Here is a 17,926-nt window from a genome sequence, read left to right on the forward strand (position 1 = left end):
CTTAATGGTGGAAGAAATCAGAGACTAAAGGCTCCTTTTCCTCAAAACAGTCCTCCAATTCCCTGAGGCACTTACGAGCCTCTTTGCAAGTTGACCTTGGGGAGCGGTAAGTGGTGTGGGAGGGTAATGTCGAACTGTTTTTGAGTCGCAGTCGCTGTTATCCGCTGATTCCTTTTGATTGATATGAATGTTGGAATCATCGGCTAAAGGCTCCTTTCCCTCAAAATTCTCATCTATCCCCTGAGGCACTTACGAGCGTCTTTACAAGTTGACCGCGATGGAGCAGTCCGATGTATTACTTATGAAAATATTTGCAAGTGAATCTAATGAAGTAGGTTGAAAGTGATGAGGATAGATGCTATATTTACCGTATAAGCGTCTATGCTCATGCATATTGAGTGGTATAGCTGCTCTCTTATAGCTTATTGAAATGATGTAAGTTCAATTTTTTTAAAAATGTTATGGAAAATATGGAGGACCTATAGACGATGAATTAATTACGGATTCCTGTACAAAACTGCAAAAGGGAAGTCAGAGAATGGCTTGCCCACACGCTAACGGCATCTTCATTTATTGGAGATTACGGTCAGGAATACGTATGTCTATAGGGTCTCTTTTTTGTATGCTAAAAAATGAATAAATAGTGCAAATTTGTCTTTCACTGACATCTAAGGACGTAGGTAGGGTGTACTTTATTTTGATATTTTAAAGCTCACCTATAAACGCCTTTAATTCTTGGTACCTGCTTTCGGAGAAGCGATTTTTAGCTATTTTTATTCATAGGCATGCCAGCATTATATGCTGATCCCTAAAATACGTAGATACGACCGTATGCCGTTAGGCTACGGTTTTTTGTTTTTGTTTAAATTAAAACGTACCTATGGAAATGGGGGATATATATGCATATTTTAAAAGCTTATGATTTATGTAAAGAGTGGAATGGTAGGGCGCTATTTCAGAATATTAGCTTTGCAGTCAAGGAAGGTGAGGTACTTGCACTATTTGGACGTAATGGTGTGGGGAAAACGACTTTGCTACGTGCATTAATGGATCAAATTAAGCTAGATGGTGGAAAGATTGAACGTGGAGTACCACTCGAGCAATGGGGTTGGCTTGAACAGGAGGTTAATCTGGATACTACGCTGCCGCTATTGCAATTTGTACAAATGGGCTTAGGCGAAGCTTCTAATGTAAAACAAGAGATGGATCGGTTACTTTTGCAAATGGCGCAGGGTCAGCAGGAGGATACTTTAATAAAATACGATCAATTGTATGAGCGTTATTTACAGTTAGGTGGATATGAGCTAGAGATAAAGGTGGAGAAAAGTCTTCAGCAAATGAAGTTAGATAGCTCTTTATGGCAGGTTCCCTTTGGCCAGTTAAGTGGAGGGCAAAAAACGCGAGCACAGCTTGCGAGTCTGATGGTACGTGAGCCTGCGTTTATCATTATGGATGAGCCAACAAATCACCTCGATCAAGCAACGTTAGCTTGGCTAGAGGATTGGGTGAACAATTACACTGGGACGATTCTGTACGTATCCCATGACCGTACGTTTATCAATCGTACAGCAACCACGGTGCTAGAGATGGAAGCTGACCACTGTCAAAGATATACAGGTGGATACGATGAATATCGTGAGCAAAAGGAGCTTGAACTTCGTACCAAGGAAACCTTATATCGGCAGCAGGAGCAAAAACGTCGAGAGCTAGAGGAAGCGATCCGTCGCTATCAGCAGTGGTTTAATAAAGCACATCGGGAAGCTACGAATGTAGATGTGAAAATTACAGCGAGTTATTTTAAAGCAAGGGCGAACAAAAATATTTCCCGATATCATGCAAAGCAGTCACAGCTGGAGCGCTTGAATGAAGAGCAGGTTATTTTGCCAAAGAAAGGTCCCAAGCTGAACATGTCTCTGACGGGGGAAACCTTTGCGGGGCAAACTTTGTTACGTATGGAGCACGTTAGTTTTAAGTATGATGAGACCCCGATTCTCAGCAATTTTAACTACCATGTTAAGCGACATGATCGGATTGCGATCATAGGTGACAATGGGACAGGGAAATCAACACTGCTGAAGCTGGCAACAGGCCAATTACAACCGGACGAGGGAGAAATCTTGCTACATCCTTCTATAAAGGTTGGTTATTTTGCGCAGGAGCTAGAAGGGTTAGATGAACATTTGAGCCTGCTAGATAGCTTGCTTCATTTGCCAAATATGACACAGACCTATGCAAGAACAATTTTAGGTTGCTTCATGTTTTCACGTGAGGATGTATTTAAGGTAATAGGCGATTTGAGTATGGGTGAACGCTGTCGTGTTGCCTTGCTGCGTCTGTTGTTTGGGAATGCAAACTTGCTTGTATTAGATGAACCTACGAACTATTTAGATGTAAGCACACGGGAGGCGGTAGAGGAAGCGCTTGTGCGATATCCTGGTGTCATTTTACTCGTTACTCATGATCGCTATTTAGCGCAGAAGATCAGTAATCGACTTCTTATTTTGAAGGGAGAGGGACGGATAAAGCGATTTGAAGGAAGTTATGAGGAATATGAGCAAAGTGGTAAAAGGAATATAGTGCTAGACGTTGAAGCACAAGCGAAGGTAAATGAATTAGAGCGACTGCAGATGCAGTTGACGATGTTACTCACAGCGCCTGAGCCTGAGGGAGAAGAAGAAACGAGAGAGCTTTTGAAGGAGATTCAGGACTTGAAGATGAGAATTGGAGAGATAAAAGCGGAGATCGCTGAACTGTAGGATAGGATGTAAAGAGTTCGAGGTTATGAATTGAAAGTTATAAGCTAAAAAAGCAGAAGATGGTAATTAAAAGAGCAATTTAAGTAATTATGCTATTACCAATCCTCTGCTTTTTAGTATGATTATTTTTATTAATTTAAATAATAAGGTAATGTTGCAGTTTTCAAAAAAAAGAGGAATATGGTAAATGTTGACGTTTGTAATCATGATCTATATTATAAATTTATAGTTAGTAGTTTTAGGATTATTTGTAAGAGAGGTGTATCTCTTGGATTCAGCACTTACAATTCGTATGTACCTACAGCAATATTTGATAAGTAATCATATATCCTTAAATCAATTTGCAGAAATCGCTCATATAAATGCTGGGACTCTAAGTAATATTATTAATAATAAACGCCCTATTGCAGTTCAACAGTTAGATCAGATTACGACAGCAATGGGTTTTGAAGAGGGTCACTTCTATGAGATATATGTAAAGGAATGTTTTGAGCAGGAAACTCCAGATTGGAGAAGGTTGGGTCCGTTATTGAGACGTTGCACAGAGGTTAATAAGCTAAATTACGTTGAGGAAATATTAAAGCAGATGCTTGATAACTTATCATATATACCATTACTTTTTGAAATGGCAGAACAATTTTTTTTGGAAGGAAAAAAAGAAGCTGCTATTCTCTTGTATGAATGTATTTCTGAAAGTGAACGTGCGCAACATTCAGAGCGTTTAGCCTTATGCCAATACCGCCTATTTACACTAAGGTTAAGTGATGATCAAGAAAATAATCTTATTGTTGCTACCTACTTCGAGCCATATATTGAAAGGCTGGATGAAGCGTTTCAGCTTGATGCGATTAATGAGTTGTTAAATATTAATGTTTCTTTGCGTAGATGGGCAAGGGTAGAGAAAAATGCCAGGAATTTATTAGATAAGGCATCAAAGCAATATAATTTTTTTGGTAGAAATAATAAGCAACGATCAACACATAAACCATTAATTTTTTATATCTTGTATTCATATTTAGCATATGGGCATGTTTATTTTAATTTACAACAATATGATCGAGCTTTAGATTATGTGAAAAAGTATGCTGATGCTTCCTGGGTGAAAGAGCCGGATCAAGAAGAAAAGGTTGTTATTGAACAGTTTAGTGAATGGTCTGAAGCTAATTATTTTATGTATGGATTAGCAGCGGGACATGTGGAGCTTCTACCTGCATATGTGGATTATATTGCTGTAAGGGAAAAGGAAATATTTACGGGCTTATATAACATAGTTAGCGCTGCTAATCGCTATGATATTGATGTTGATAAGATACTTGAACGCTTTGCTTATTATATTAAATTGCAAATACAGGAGAGTAAGATTGGTAAAATAAGCACTCATGTTACTTTAGATCACTATACAGATTTTACAAGGGAATTAGCGGTATATTATTTAAAAAGAAGGAAAGCTGATAAGGGGATGAATTACCTCCTGGATAGTTTGGCATCAGCTATTAAAATTAATAATGATAATGCAATGGTAAAGGGAATGGGCTCATACGAGAAGCTTCGTCATTTTACATCCTTACATGAGCATGAGAAGTATCAATTAATTGTAGATACTTTGTTAGAATTTAATGATAAAAAATATGTTTAGTTTATTTTTATAAATTAAATAGTCTGCAAAGAACATTCGTAGCTTTTAATACGAATGTTCTTATTTTTAAACATAGATATCATAACTCTAATCAATTTAAATCATTACTTACTTATTTATTTCTTAATCACTACCTAACTTTAATTCATAAAAAGTATCCGTCATCCAATCAAAAAACCGTTGTTTTTCTTCATAATGGGGGTAATGGGCAGATTGCTCATACAATATAAATTCTTTGTGCGGTGCTTCGATGTTATCAAAAAACTGTTTAGCTGTATTTGCGGAAGTCATGCCATCATATTTGCCCATTACAAAATAAATGGGTAAATCCATTTTTGCAATCAACGAGGGCAGAGGACGGCTCATCACCTGTTTTACTAAAGGTGGCTGATTATTCATCATGCCTAAATTATAACGTAGGGCATCTAAGCCGTTATATTCACTGCTAAAGGATAAAGCGGCAAAGCTACTATCTGGACTGGCAATCAACCTTGACGCACCCTCATATTTTGCAACCAAATCTCTTGGAGTGTATGCATTTCCCACTTTAACTGAATCAAAAATATCCTGTAATTGCTTTATTTCTTCACCATTTTTAGCTAACCGCGCTTGCTCTATAACATAATCCCAGCTCTCTAGCTCACTTTGTAAAGTATCTGCCATCTGACCGATTCCAATATAAGCTGTATATTTTTCGGGTGCGGTCTGTGCGGCAAGAGTAGCGATATAGGTTCCAAAGGAATGACCTATCAAAATGACCTTTTTCTGATCAAGACGTTCAGATATGTAATCTGTGACAGCTAGTAAATCCTGTACTAATATGTCCGGTGAGAGTGAGGCGTAATCCTCGAAAAAGTGATAGGATTTCCCACTACCCCGTTGATCATAATTTACGATCGTAAAGTTTGTCTCTAACAAATCTTGATATTTTTTAGCGTAGGCAATTTCTGATGCGCCTGGCCCTCCATGTACATATATAATAACTGGATTGCTTACATCTTTCCCCCGAATCATAATTTGTTGTTGTTCACCATTAATTTTAACTTGCTCTAATACGTTAATACTGTGAGTACCTTCAATTTTTGGTGTCCATGTAGGGAAAAAGAGGAAAAGTAATATAAGTGCTATAATCCCGATTACACTAAACAGTGCTGTTTTCTTTATTTTGCTCAACTAGAATCCTCCTTTTTCTGACCTTTTATATTTTGACAAGACGATCTATTCATTCTAATAGAAGTTAAGCTGATATGAATCATTCTGGAGACTGATTTTAGTAATACTATATTAACAGCACAAAAAAGCAGACTTTTCTTAAAAGTTACTCTAAGAGAAATCTGCTTTTAGTGTTTTCTAATTTTTCATTTATATCACTAGGTTATCGCTTTTACCTCGCCAACAAATAAACCCCAACCAAAATCACGGCAACACCTGCTAGCTTGGTCATTGTAATGACTTCACCAAATAGGAAGTAAGCAGGGAGCAATGCAATGACATAAGCCAAAGCTTGCATCGGGTACGCTTGACTTAATGGTAAGCGTGTTAATACGCCAAACCATAGTATTGTTGCAATCCCATATAAAGCGAGTCCACTTATCAGAAGTGGGGAGGTGATCATTTTTTGCCATACAAACCCACCCGCACGCTGTAATCCTAACTTAAATAAAACTTGACCTGTGACGAGCAAGACGATGTTGCCAAGCAACATCCCGTAACTAATTAATTTTGCCTTTTCCATATTTCCTCCTGTTTGAGAACAAACCTACAATTTCACTAATCAAATAAGAACCAAATATAATTAACATCCACATTTGCGGATAACCATAACGATTAAAGGCAACGAACGGGAAATAAATCACAGTGAAGTATCCAAGTGTCAGTAGGATTGGCAGGAGCTTATCCCAATGTTTACGAATTTTTGCATGATATAATGCTAAGCCGATCCCAAGCATATTGACCACCATCAACACGGTTTGAATCACGTTCATGACAGGGCGAGTAACGGGCCAAAACGGACGAGAGTAAAACGGATGGAAGTATAGCTCTACCCATCTTCCTATTGTATACCAATATAAATACTTAAATGGCTCATGCTTGAAGCCGTAAGCAATAATGTCTTTCCCCTTTTGCACCGCCGCTTGATCATAACCTTGGAAGATCGTTTTAGGATCATATTCGGGATGCTCCACAAAAAATCCTGCTGGTGGGAGTTGCCCTTTAATTCGCGTGCCTAACAAAAACGGACTACCTCCAGAGTTAGTGAACAAAATAAACTTGTTAAACGTAACCCAGTTTCTAATCCACCACGGGGTTAGTAACACAATATAGGTGATTGCCATCCACGCTACATACTTGATCATCAAACGCCAAGGTAACTTGTTTCTCCACCAAAAAATAAGGAATACAGCGGGATACAACGTAGCATGGGGCTTGAAATAAGCGGCCACCGCGGTAAGTACACCCATTAAAATATACCAGCTTGTTTTATTTTTATCGAGTGCAATAAAGGTAGTGATCACCATTAACAACATAATAGTACGGAAAATCGTTTCCATTAAAATCGAACCAGACGAGAAATAGTCAGGTAAATACAAGCAGCTTAATGCAGATGCAATTAAGGCTACACGTGTGTTAAAGGTACGTCTTGCAATACAAAATATCAAATAAATAGATAAAGCCTGTAATATACAATGAAAAATACGGAACGCAATAACTCCACCTGTTTCCTGACCAAAAACAGACATAAAACCAGCTAACATAATTGGAAACGCTGGCATTATAAAAGCAGAGGGATCTTCACCAGTGTTATAAGCAAGAACACCCTTGTTTAAAATCAATCTTGCTGAATGAATATATTTAACATCATCGTTATTTCGTTTAACAAGATCACCTAATAAAAAATAATCGTTATAATACAATACGACAATGCAAGAAATCACAAAGGTAAATAATACCATCCCAGCTAATAACATTTTTGTCCTACGGCTTTCTCCTGCTAAAGAAAACAAAATATATCCACTCCATATCTTAAAATTTCTTAGAAATCGTTTCAATCACATCAATCACAGACCCAAACACAATGTCTTATTATAACACATACGTAAGACGCACAACGAGTGGAGGAGGTTCACTATTAATGTGCTAAAACTTAAAATATTAAAAGAAGCTAGAAACCCTTCTTGGTTAAAGGGCTCCTAGCATTTGATTTTAGTGATTTCAAAATTAGAGATTTCAAAATTAATGATTTCAATGCTAGTGATATTTCAGGCTATAGCTCTAAATACTGTGCTAACAGCGTATCTAACTGGATCTCTAGCTCATCTTTTTGCGTCTGAAGCTCCATCAGCTTATCTACATCTGAGGCGATCTGAATGTCATTCATTTTAGTATGGATGTGTTCCAATTGTGCTTCAACCTCTTTAATTTGTTGCTCCAGCTTTTCCCTCTGCTTAATCAGGTTCTTTGTCTGAGCAGCTTGAGTACTTTGAGTAGACTTAATATTGTGATTTGCTGTATTGGTCCTAGTAGGCTGAATCGCTGGTGATGCTTGAGCCGTTGTGCTTGCAGCATCCTTGTCTAAATAAGTTCTTTTTGCCCGCTCATGTTCATAATCCTCATAATTTCCTTGCGTGACTAACAGCTTCTGCTGTTCAATACTCCAGATTTGAGTCGCAATTTTGTTAATAAAATACCGATCGTGAGAAATCGCCAATAGTGAGCCAGCATAGTCCAGTAACGCTTCCTCTAATGCCTCCCTGGAGTCAATGTCGAGATGGTTCGTAGGTTCATCTAATAGGAGAAGGTTAGGTTTCTTTTGCATTAGCATCGCTAAGCGTAATCTCGTCCATTCCCCGCCAGAAAGATTGGATACCGTCTTAAATACATCCGCCCCATAAAATAAAAATTTCGCTAGCTCAGCTCTAGCTTCACCTTGCTCCATCGCCACTTCATCGCAATAAGCCCGAAGTACAGTGATAGATTGGACTGGTGGTGCTTCCTCCTGAGCCAAATAACCAAGCTGCACCCTAGAGCCAACTTTAATTTCACCTTCGGTTAAAGGTACCTCACCTAAAATGCTTTTAAACAATGTGGTTTTCCCTGAGCCATTGGCTCCTATCACCACTGCCTTTTCGCTATATTGTAGCGTGTGCGTCACCTTATGGAATAACAGCTTGTTGTCATAGCTTTTACTAATCTCTTTAAGGACAAGGACATCTTTACCTGTGCGATCGTCTAGGTTTAATTTCAGTCCGATCGATTTACGCTCTAAAATAGGACGTTTTAGCTTTGTCATTCGATCAAGTGCTTTTTGCATTGAGGCGGCTCTTCGATGGAAGCCAGCGTTTGGTGGATTGGATTGATTCCCCCATTCAATAAGCTGCTTAATCGCTTCCTTCATTTTTTTAATCTTTTTTTGCTGTTCTTGATATTGTGCAAATTGTAATAGGAGTTGGCGCTCTTTTTCAACCTTATATTCACTGTAGTTGGAGTGATAGGTGAAGGCTTCTCCATCTTCAATTTCAATAATTTTGTTAACAACCATATCAAGGAAATAACGATCATGTGAAATAACCACAACTGTACCATCAAACTCCTTCAAAAACTGCTCCAGCCACAAAATCGAAGGCATATCCAGATGGTTAGTAGGTTCATCTAATAATAGTAAATCAGGTTGGCGTAGCAAAATGATGGCTAAACCGACCTTTGTTTTTTCGCCCCCAGATAAGGAGTGAACAGGTTGTGCTAGCTGACTTTCTGTTATGCCTAATCCGTTTGCAATCTTAGCAATGGATGCTTCCATTTCATAGCCGCCTTGAAGCTGGAATTGCTCCTGTAGCTTGCCGTAACGAGACAACATTTGTTCCATACTTACTTCTGGATCTGCCATTGACATCTGTTGCTCTAATCCCACCATCTCTCGTTGAATATGAAGTAAATCGTCAAAAGCAGTATGCAATACCTCATATACCGATTGCTCCTCTGCAAATCTTGGAATTTGCGCTAAGCTAGCGATAGTACTGCCACGAGCGATGCTGAGTGTACCTCCATCTGGAGTGTCGCTCCCATTTAAAAGCGAGAGTAGGGTGGACTTGCCTGTACCATTTCGGCCGATGAGCCCAACCTTATCCCCTTTTTTGATCTCGAACGAGACATCACTTAATACAAGATTGGCACCATAATATTTACGTATGTTTTGAGATTGAATAATCATTATTTTTAGGCTCCTTTAGGTAAATGCGTCTATTGCCACCACCTACACCTACCTAGACCTAAAAAGACAAACAAAAAAAGGCTGCAGGAAATCTGCAACCTTCTTTACACTCATGTGTAGCTTTATAGAGCTATTAACGTCTGAGGTTAAGGTAGGAGCGGCATTTCGCAATGTATTTTGAATATGGAATTATTGAATTTGGACAGACTGATCCCGTTATTCAAAAATACATGAGTAATGCCAAATAATGCCATTGGCAACTGGCTAATGATATTCCATACGTTATTGCGATCCATTCCTACCCACCTCCTTCTTTAAACATAATTGTTCATAGTATAGCCTAAAGTGATCATTTGGTCAAAATAAGCCTAGTTAATTGAATATAATATCACCAGAGCTTGTTTCAATTGTAATTGTATCTCCTGTAACCGCGGGGGAATCAGGGGCTAAAATGTCCCCAGACGAGGTAGATAAATGATATGTTCCTTGAAAAGCTTTATCTTCTGAGATACTTACATCGCCAGAGGAAGTTTTAATGGACAAAGAATCAGAGCGTTGTCCATCAAGTATAACTTCCCCAGAACTCGTTTGTATTTTTCCGTCTCCTATTAACTGATCAACTAAAATATCCCCGCTGGATGAACTTAGATCAATGTTCCCCTTAACATGTTCTAGCTTCATTTCACCAGATGAAGATTTTGATGTTACATTTCCAGTAGTATTCTCTAAATTAAGGTCCCCAGAGTTAGTGCTAATTGAAATTTCTTTTGCAAGAAGTTGGTTTGTAGATAAAGAACCAGATGAGCTTGCTAACGTCAATTGATCTGCAGCAATATTATCTGCTTCAATATCACCTGAAGATGTAGTCACAGTTACCTTGCGGCTGATCATCTTCTGTACTTTAATTTCACTGGAACCTGTATTTACAGTGAACTCATTTAGTGCTTGATCTTGATTTAAAGCAACAATAATTTTTATTTTATCATCATCATCCGAAAAGTTGAAAGAAAACCACTGCCACTTGTTTGAGCTATTTAGGTTTAAGTCTAAGGAATTTCCTGCAATTTTTGTAGCTTCTAAGTTATCAATTAGATATTGTGGCATTTTGCCAGTAATCTCTACATAACCTTCAGTTTTAGTGGTCGTCGTATATTCAACGTCGATATCAAAATCAGTACCAATATTTAAGCTTTGAAGAGGTTGATTGGTTAAATTAAAATTCCAGCGTTGTGAATAGCTAGAGGTTGATGCATCCTTGTTGTTTATGAAGCCCAAACCAGAGCCAAAGCCATAGTAGGATACGCCCAAAATTCCAACCAAGATCAGTGTGATTGCAAGTATAAGGGAGGGTGTTCTACTTTTTCTTGATGAATTAGATGTCTTTGGAAAATGGTTAAATTGAGCTTGTTGAGTTTGTTGAGTCTGTTGGGCTTGCTGAGCTTGTTCTTGTTGTTGGACTGATTGAGCAGATTGATCAAGTGGAGGAGCTGGAACATGCTCATCATTAGGTGCCTCCGGATTAAACCAATATATCGGCTGCTCAGGTACGTAACGGCTCCCTAATGCCTCCTTTGCTAGTTCCTCTGGATCACCTAGCTCGGCAACGATCTCCTCTTCTGTTTTACCATTTTGTAAACCAAAGGCAAAATGCGATTCATAATCCTCCATTAACTCATTACATTCTTCTGGTGGCAACACACTTAATTTCAGCCGTAACGTGGCCATAAATTGAGCTTTGGTCATATCATATTCCTCTCTCGATTAAACTTGATACACTTTGTACAAAGTGCTTCCATTCAATGGCTAACCGTCTCATGTATTGCTCTCCTAATGGGGTTAGCTTGTAATATTTACGTGGAGGGCCTTCTGGGGACTCCTGCAAATAGGTCGTACAATAGCCTTCATTTACAATTCTCCGGAGAAGTGGGTACAATGCGCCTTCAGCAACTTGAATATGGGCAGATACGGATTGAGCCAATTCGTAGCCATACCGATCACGTTCATGAATAAGCACTAATACACACAACTCCAGAGCCCCCTTTTTAAATTGGACGCTGATATCCAAGTGACAACCGCCTCTTTTCTATATTCGTTGCTATCATCAATCAATAATCACTTTTATATGCAAGCTATAATTAATGTTAGTCGGTAATAAATTTATTTCAGTAGTGATTAATATTCAGTACTATTAAAAATATGATATCATGGTATTATTAATAACACAATAGACGAGGAGGAACCTAATTCCGTACCAATCCAGTCATAAAACTAATCCCAAAATAATCCCAAGAATAATTACATATCTAGTCACCAAATTGACGTTTTCTATAATAAGACTTATACTAATTCTAAATATTAATTATAGAGAGAAGATGGTTCTGGGTATGAAGTCAATTAATTTAACAACACAACGTAGAGCCGTTTATGATGTCGTTAAAAATGCAAATGATCATCCCACGGCTGCGGAGGTTATGAATAGACTCGTTGAACAAGGATATAATTTTGCTTATGGAACTGTATATAATTCACTGCGTTATTTAACAGATAAAGAACTTATTCGTGAGCTTAAGCTAGGTGAAGCGGCAAGTCGCTACGACGCTAAGCTGGACGATCATCAGCATATTTTATGTGAAGTATGTGGACGTGTGGATGAAGTGATGACACAGGTTCCAGACAGCTGGAGTGACACTGTGGCTATAGAAACAGGGTATAAAGTACACCATGCACATGTTGTATTTGGGGGGGTATGTCCTGAATGTCAAGAGAAGAAGTAAACGACACAGTTATAGAAGCTAATCGTAATTTTACGAGTATGGAAGATATTTTTGGTGGCAAAAATGCTTGTCCAATTACACAAAGAGTAATTTTAGTCAGCCCTGCTCCGAGTAGCATTCATGAGCTCGTAAGAGACTTGTCTGATGGTTGCTTTGATGTGATGGTGTTCCATCATATGGAGCAAGCATTACGTAATGCGGGAGCCGCAGACTTACTCATATTTGATCTAACTGCCTATGGTGAGGGCCACGAGCAGGATGCCCAAGTGATTAAATCATTTCTTATGCAGGATGTGGGGGATACTCCATCTTTAATTTTGGTCAAACCCTCAATGTTGGCTCTGGGGGATCAGGCTCTGATGAATAGAGAATTACTTGTGTGGCCTGCCCATCCTCAAGAGGTGGTCTATCATGCTCAACGTATTATTCGTAATGGGAATGGACGTTCACCATCCTCCTTGTTATTAGCAGGAACTTCTCCTGCGATTTATAAGGATTTGTGGATTGACCGCAAAAAAATGGCAATTTACCGGAACGGTGAAAAAATTGAACTAACGAAAACGGAATATGAACTATTAATTACTTTGCTTGAGCATGAAGGTACTGTCCTATCTCGTGAGGAGCTTTTAGCTAAGGTATGGGGAACCAGCTTCCTTGGTGGCAGCAATACAATTGATGCTCATATCAAAAGCCTGAGAAAGAAGTTAGGGGATCGCGCTTCACAGCCTTTATATATCGCCACGGTTCGTGGAGTTGGTTATCGCCTTGCAGACTAGGACGTGTCAATAACTCGATAGCAGTTTTCGGACACGCTGATGTACAAAGTTGATTCAGACTAGCGGTATTGCCCTATAGGTTAGATGCGGCAGTATCGCTTTATTTAGGTCGTGTCTGAAAAGTCATTCAAGGTCATCTGTTAACGCCTTTTCGCCCCCTACTGCGTTACTTTTCCTTGACTTACCCCGGTAAGCCTGCGTAAAAGTGCCTTGTATAGATCGAAAATCCGCCAACATCTGTTCCCTGCTGACTTTTCAGACACTTCCTAGATTGTTTTTGTATCTACCAACTATTTAGTTCTATTCTCCGATATAGTGAGATATGTTGATAATGGTGCAAAAAAATTTTTGCAGGTAAGCGGGATATTGTCTTAAGAAGTAGAAATTGATATGATGGTACACCATGTATGTGGTAAGGAGGAGTTATATAAATGGCAAATCGAAAAAGAGCGTTGCTTCTTGGGGATTACACGCACCCTAAATTTCACCCCCTACAAGGCGTAGATGAAGAAATTACACGTATTTTACAAGATGTATTGACGGTACAATGCAGTGAAAATAAACAAATGCTAGAAAAGGATAATTTAGATTTGTTTGATCTATGTATTGCATATCAAGATACTTGGTCTGATAAGGTGTCTTCTAAGCAAGCAGCAGGACTATTGTCCTTTGTAAGTGCGGGTGGTGGTCTGTTAGTGCTTCATAATGGAATTGTGCTACATAAAAAATATGAGCTAGCACAGTTAATTGGAGCAAAAAATAAAGCAAATCCACCTATGCAAAAACTAGAAATCAAAATTGCAGATGATAAACATGATATTGTTAAAGGGATTACTCCTTTTGAAATTTATGATGAGCCATATCCATTTGAATTTGATCCATTTAATGAAACTACAGTTTTGCTGACGTATGAATTAAATGGTGAGACACATCCGGCCGCTTGGGCACATGCCTATGGTTTAGGACGTGTAGTGTACTTATTACCTGGTCGTGATCAAGCCGCATTCCAGCATCCTGAATATCGCAAGGTTGTGTTGCAAGCTGCGAAGTGGGCGGCAAGATGCCCAGAAGGTGGATTAGAATTTTAAAATGACATTTCTCTTATCTTATTAGCGAAAATTGGTTAATATACTTGTATACAGGTCGAAAGGAGAAGATGAATATGAGCGACTTTTTAAAGAAGGCATTTTCATTAGGACTTGGGTTGACCTTAGTAAGCAAGGAAAAAGTAGAACAAATCGTAGATGATTTGGTGAAGCGTGGGGAGCTAGCACCTACAGAATCTAAAGCGTTGGTTGAAAAGCTGCTAGATCGTGGTGATGAAGAACAAGCGCGTCTAAAGGATTGGATTAATGAGCAGGTAGCAAATGCATTGAAGCAAACGGGTGTGGCTAGTACGAAGGATGTCGAAGAATTAACCCGTCGGGTAGCAGAGCTTGAGATTAAACTATCTGAGCTACAGCACCCTTAAAAATGGGCAAATTCGTCCGACATACAGGCCGTTATCGCGAAATAGCCATGGTGCTTGGCCGCCATGGCTTTGGTTATATAGCCGAAGAAATAGGACTAACTCGACTAGTCTCCATCCCGTTAAGGTGGGCACATAAGGAATCACGTGCACATGAATCCATCTCGCTTGCTAGACGTATTCGCCTAGTGCTTGAAGAATTAGGTCCAACCTTTGTTAAGGCAGGTCAGCTTGCAAGTACACGTACCGATTTATTGCCAGATGCAATCATTGATGAGCTGGTGAAGCTTCAATATCAAGTGCCACCGATTCCGATAGAAGCAGTTAAGGCTGTAGTGAATGAGGAATTTGGAATGTTGCCAGAGGAGCTATTTGCTGCTTTTGACGAAACTCCACTTGCTGCGGCCTCGCTTGGACAAGTCCATCGAGCGGAGTTACTCACTGGTGAGCAGGTCGTGGTCAAGGTGCAACGTCCGAGTGTTAGTGATAGTGTTCATCGCGATTTGGAAATATTGTGGAATCTAACGCTAATGGCTAAACGTCATATTAAATGGGTGGAACAATATCAGATTGCCGATATCGTAGAGGAATTTTCACGCTCGATTAAAGCGGAACTGGATTATACGGTAGAAGGACGGAATACGGATAAAATGGCAGAGCAATTAAAAAGCATGTCAGACATCACGATCCCCTCTGTTCATTGGGAGTATTCTTCCCCTAAGGTGCTCACACTTGGCTTTTTAAAAGGCATTCATTTAAATCAAAAACAAGAAATGATAAATCAGCAGCTCGATATTTGTGAATTAGCAAAAAAATTAGTGAACACGATGCTACATCAGATTTTTGTGACAGGCTTCTTTCATGCTGATCCCCATCCAGGTAATCTACTTGCCATGGAGGACGGGGAATTAGGTTTTATTGATTTTGGTATGGTAGGTAAGCTGGATGTCATGATGCGAGAGCATTTATCTTCACTTATTATTGCACTGATGCGTAAAAATCCAGATGGCATGGTGAGCGCTATTTCACAAATGGGCTTGTTAAATGATGATGTAGATATGACAATGCTTAAACGAGATTTAGGGCGGTTACAGGACAAATATTATGATCTCTCCTTTTCAGATATGTCGATTGGGACGGCACTACAGGACCTATTTGGAATTGCAAGGGTACATGGTATTGTAATGCCTAGCGATTTGCTTCTAGTAGGTAAAGCGTTATTGACGATTGAAGGCGTTGCACTTTCACTTGATCCAAGTCTGAGTATTTTGGATTTGGCGGAGCCTTTTGGCAAGCAGCTTTTGCGTGATAAATATTCGCCGTTAAAGGTGGGGCGTAAGCTACTCCATAATGGTGTGGAACTATTTGAATCACTAAGTGAACTACCAACCCAAGCAAGAAAAATCACCTCCTTATTATCAAAGGGTAAGGTGAAGGTAGAGATGGATGTGCCTGAATTAAACTCGATGCTGAAAAAGCTAGATCGAATCGGCAATCGTCTCTCATTTAGTATTGTTTTACTGGCATTTAGTATTATTATGGTAGGATTAATTATTGGTTCTTCTTTAACACGAAAACCAACGATGTTATGGGATTTTCCGGCTATTGAGATTGGCTTTATTGTGGCTGCACTGATGGTTATTTGGTTGCTGTATTCCATATTCAGGTCAGGAAGGTTCTAGTAGCATACATTTGATGAGGTGAGAATATTGGCTAACTTTAATAACTGGGGTCTTTCTAAAGGCCTTCTAGATGCACTACAAAGGCAAGGAATTACATCACCAACTCCGGTACAGGAGGCATCCATTCCCGTTCAGCTTACAGGGCAAGATGTCATTGTACAGGCACAGACAGGGACAGGCAAAACACTTGCTTTTTTACTTCCTATGATTGAGAAAATTTCAGTGGATCGTCCTGATGCACAAGCTCTAATCATTACACCAACACGTGAGCTTGCATTACAGATTACACAAGAGGCTCGTAAGCTAGCAGAAGGAAAAGAAGGCTTATCTATTCTTGCGGCATATGGTGGACAAGACGTAGAACGTCAGCTTCGTAAGCTTAAAAATGGTATTCAGCTTGTTATTGGTACGCCGGGACGACTGCTGGATCATTTGCGACGTGGCTCGCTAACTTTAGGGGCTGTAAGGTATTTGGTGTTGGATGAAGCGGATCAAATGCTGCACATGGGCTTTTTAGCAGAGGTGGAGGATATTATTTCGGGTATTCCGCGTAGCCGTCAAACGATGTTGTTTTCTGCGACAATGCCAGATAATGTGAAGCGCTTAGCTAAGGCATACATGAAGGAACCAAAGGATATTAAAATTACGCCAGCGTCTCGTCAGACGTTAGATAGCATTAAACAAATCGTTATTAGCTGTACTGATCGTGGTAAGCAAAATGCGTTAATCCAATCGATTAAAACACAGCGTCCTTATTTAGCTGTTATTTTTTGCCGTACAAAGAGACGGGCTAGTACATTAAACGAAGCGTTGCAAGAGGCAGGATTTTCCTCAGATGAGCTACATGGTGACTTATCGCAATCGAAGCGTGAACAAGTCATGCGGGCATTTCGTGATGCGAAGCTGGAGGTACTAGTGGCAACTGATGTGGCGGCACGTGGAATTGATGTTGAAGGGGTTACCCATGTCTATAACTACGACATTCCGCAGGATGTGGACAGCTACATTCACAGAATCGGCCGGACTGGCCGCGCAGGAGAAAAAGGGGTTGCGATCACCTTTGCAGCACCAAAAGATATGGAAGCCTTACGTTTGATCGAACAAGGTATTGGCAAGCGCTTAGAGCGTCAAACCTTCCATGGTGAGACACAAGGTACATCTACATCGACTACCTCTCGTGCTAGCTCAGGTACTGGTTCAGGTCGTGCTGGCAAAGGTAGTCGCAGAGACGAAGGGCAAGGCCAAGGACGTGGTCGCAGAGAATCATCTGGAACTGGCTCAGGTCGCTCAGGCTCACGAGGAGGGCAAGGCGGCAAAAGACCAGCGCAAGGTCAAGAGCAAGGACAAGGACAGCGTGGGCAAGCTAGCTCGAATCGTCGTGAGGGACTTGGTAGCTGGGATACTACAGAGGGAACAGGTTCAGCGCGCAGATCTGGCAATCAATCAGGTGGGCGTTCCTCTAAGGGTAATGGACAAGCTAGTGGAAGAGGTCAAGGAAGAAGTAACGATAAACGTTCCTCTGGGCAATCTGGGCAAGGACAAAGCGGCGGACGTCGTGGAGGCAGAAGCTCTGATCAAGGTGGACGTGGTGGCAGCAGAGGCCGTGGAAGATAACTATATAGTAG

At 39.9% G+C, this 17,926-nt stretch carries 16 protein-coding genes; 8 read left to right on the forward strand and 8 right to left on the reverse strand.

The features are described from left to right. Nucleotides 1-261 precede the first annotated feature (261 nt). Nucleotides 262-393 (reverse strand): hypothetical protein, encoded by a 132-nt coding sequence (locus ABE099_RS14450; protein ID WP_430031843.1) that lies wholly within the window; start codon nt 391-393, stop codon nt 262-264. Between the two features lie 506 nt (nt 394-899). Between ABE099_RS14450 and abc-f (ABE099_RS14455) the strand changes: the two genes are divergently transcribed. Together abc-f (ABE099_RS14455) and ABE099_RS14460 are read left to right on the forward strand one after the other, a co-directional pair. Next, a complete protein-coding gene (gene abc-f, locus ABE099_RS14455) occupies nt 900-2,756 on the forward strand; it encodes a ribosomal protection-like ABC-F family protein (protein WP_430031844.1) in 1,857 nt (618 codons plus the stop codon). A 292-nt stretch (nt 2,757-3,048) separates the two neighbouring features. Further along, nucleotides 3,049-4,392, forward strand: a complete 1,344-nt coding sequence (locus ABE099_RS14460) for a helix-turn-helix domain-containing protein (RefSeq protein ID WP_430031845.1) — start codon at nt 3,049-3,051, stop codon at nt 4,390-4,392. Between the two features lie 123 nt (nt 4,393-4,515). Here ABE099_RS14460 and ABE099_RS14465 read toward each other — a convergent pair whose 3' ends face one another. From ABE099_RS14465 to ABE099_RS14495, 7 genes are all read right to left on the reverse strand, one after another. Then, nucleotides 4,516-5,565, reverse strand: a complete 1,050-nt coding sequence (locus ABE099_RS14465; RefSeq protein WP_430031846.1) for an alpha/beta fold hydrolase — start codon at nt 5,563-5,565, stop codon at nt 4,516-4,518. Between the two features lie 211 nt (nt 5,566-5,776). Then, complete coding sequence (locus ABE099_RS14470) at nt 5,777-6,127, reverse strand: EamA family transporter (protein WP_430031847.1); 351 nt, start codon at nt 6,125-6,127, stop codon at nt 5,777-5,779. Continuing rightward, nucleotides 6,105-7,397: an ArnT family glycosyltransferase gene (locus tag ABE099_RS14475; protein WP_430031848.1), complete on the reverse strand. Its 1,293-nt coding sequence runs from the start codon at nt 7,395-7,397 to the stop codon at nt 6,105-6,107. Before ABE099_RS14475 ends, ABE099_RS14470 begins: the two co-directional genes overlap by 23 nt. A gap of 260 nt (nt 7,398-7,657) precedes the next feature. Further along, nucleotides 7,658-9,601 carry a ribosomal protection-like ABC-F family protein gene (gene abc-f, locus ABE099_RS14480; RefSeq protein WP_430031849.1) on the reverse strand — a complete coding sequence of 648 codons (1,944 nt, stop codon included), beginning with the start codon at nt 9,599-9,601 and terminating at the stop codon, nt 7,658-7,660. A 146-nt stretch (nt 9,602-9,747) separates the two neighbouring features. Beyond that, entirely contained in the window at nt 9,748-9,897 is a 150-nt protein-coding gene (locus tag ABE099_RS14485) for an RAxF-45 family protein (RefSeq protein WP_430031850.1), read from the reverse strand. 76 nt (nt 9,898-9,973) lie between these two features. Next, nucleotides 9,974-11,344, reverse strand: coding sequence for a DUF4097 family beta strand repeat-containing protein (locus ABE099_RS14490; RefSeq protein ID WP_430031851.1), 1,371 nt, complete (start codon nt 11,342-11,344; stop codon nt 9,974-9,976). A gap of 1 nt (nt 11,345) precedes the next feature. Next, nucleotides 11,346-11,666, reverse strand: a complete 321-nt coding sequence (locus ABE099_RS14495) for a PadR family transcriptional regulator (protein WP_210091356.1) — start codon at nt 11,664-11,666, stop codon at nt 11,346-11,348. 319 nt (nt 11,667-11,985) lie between these two features. On the opposite strand from ABE099_RS14495, the gene ABE099_RS14500 reads away from it, so the two are divergent. From ABE099_RS14500 to ABE099_RS14525, 6 genes are all read left to right on the forward strand, one after another. Further along, nucleotides 11,986-12,375, forward strand: coding sequence for a Fur family transcriptional regulator (locus ABE099_RS14500; RefSeq protein ID WP_430031852.1), 390 nt, complete (start codon nt 11,986-11,988; stop codon nt 12,373-12,375). Beyond that, nucleotides 12,357-13,151 carry a winged helix-turn-helix transcriptional regulator gene (locus tag ABE099_RS14505; protein WP_430031853.1) on the forward strand — a complete coding sequence of 265 codons (795 nt, stop codon included), beginning with the start codon at nt 12,357-12,359 and terminating at the stop codon, nt 13,149-13,151. Before ABE099_RS14500 ends, ABE099_RS14505 begins: the two co-directional genes overlap by 19 nt. 431 nt (nt 13,152-13,582) lie before the next feature. After that, nucleotides 13,583-14,239, forward strand: a complete 657-nt coding sequence (locus tag ABE099_RS14510) for a ThuA domain-containing protein (RefSeq protein ID WP_430031854.1) — start codon at nt 13,583-13,585, stop codon at nt 14,237-14,239. A gap of 74 nt (nt 14,240-14,313) precedes the next feature. After that, nucleotides 14,314-14,622, forward strand: a complete 309-nt coding sequence (locus ABE099_RS14515; RefSeq protein WP_430031855.1) for a phasin family protein — start codon at nt 14,314-14,316, stop codon at nt 14,620-14,622. 2 nt (nt 14,623-14,624) lie between these two features. Further along, a complete protein-coding gene (locus tag ABE099_RS14520) occupies nt 14,625-16,301 on the forward strand; it encodes an ABC1 kinase family protein (RefSeq protein ID WP_430031856.1) in 1,677 nt (558 codons plus the stop codon). A gap of 27 nt (nt 16,302-16,328) precedes the next feature. Then, nucleotides 16,329-17,915, forward strand: a complete 1,587-nt coding sequence (locus tag ABE099_RS14525) for a DEAD/DEAH box helicase (RefSeq protein ID WP_430031857.1) — start codon at nt 16,329-16,331, stop codon at nt 17,913-17,915. Nucleotides 17,916-17,926 lie beyond the last annotated feature (11 nt).

Source organism: Paenibacillus turicensis (assembly GCF_050461185.1).
Taxonomy (GTDB): Bacteria; Bacillota; Bacilli; order Paenibacillales; family Paenibacillaceae; genus Fontibacillus; species Fontibacillus turicensis_A.

Excerpts from the sequence above, each read along its gene's own strand:
- ABE099_RS14450 (WP_430031843.1), bottom strand. The coding sequence starts at position 393 with ATGCATGAGCATAGACGCTTATACGGTAAATATAGCATCTATCCTCAT.
- abc-f (WP_430031844.1), top strand. The coding sequence starts at position 900 with ATGCATATTTTAAAAGCTTATGATTTATGTAAAGAGTGGAATGGTAGG.
- ABE099_RS14460 (WP_430031845.1), top strand. The coding sequence starts at position 3,049 with ATGTACCTACAGCAATATTTGATAAGTAATCATATATCCTTAAATCAA.
- ABE099_RS14470 (WP_430031847.1), bottom strand. The coding sequence starts at position 6,127 with ATGGAAAAGGCAAAATTAATTAGTTACGGGATGTTGCTTGGCAACATC.
- abc-f (WP_430031849.1), bottom strand. The coding sequence starts at position 9,601 with ATGATTATTCAATCTCAAAACATACGTAAATATTATGGTGCCAATCTT.
- ABE099_RS14485 (WP_430031850.1), bottom strand. The coding sequence starts at position 9,897 with ATGGATCGCAATAACGTATGGAATATCATTAGCCAGTTGCCAATGGCA.
- ABE099_RS14490 (WP_430031851.1), bottom strand. The coding sequence starts at position 11,344 with ATGACCAAAGCTCAATTTATGGCCACGTTACGGCTGAAATTAAGTGTG.
- ABE099_RS14500 (WP_430031852.1), top strand. The coding sequence starts at position 11,986 with ATGAAGTCAATTAATTTAACAACACAACGTAGAGCCGTTTATGATGTC.
- ABE099_RS14505 (WP_430031853.1), top strand. The coding sequence starts at position 12,357 with ATGTCAAGAGAAGAAGTAAACGACACAGTTATAGAAGCTAATCGTAAT.
- ABE099_RS14510 (WP_430031854.1), top strand. The coding sequence starts at position 13,583 with ATGGCAAATCGAAAAAGAGCGTTGCTTCTTGGGGATTACACGCACCCT.
- ABE099_RS14515 (WP_430031855.1), top strand. The coding sequence starts at position 14,314 with ATGAGCGACTTTTTAAAGAAGGCATTTTCATTAGGACTTGGGTTGACC.
- ABE099_RS14520 (WP_430031856.1), top strand. The coding sequence starts at position 14,625 with ATGGGCAAATTCGTCCGACATACAGGCCGTTATCGCGAAATAGCCATG.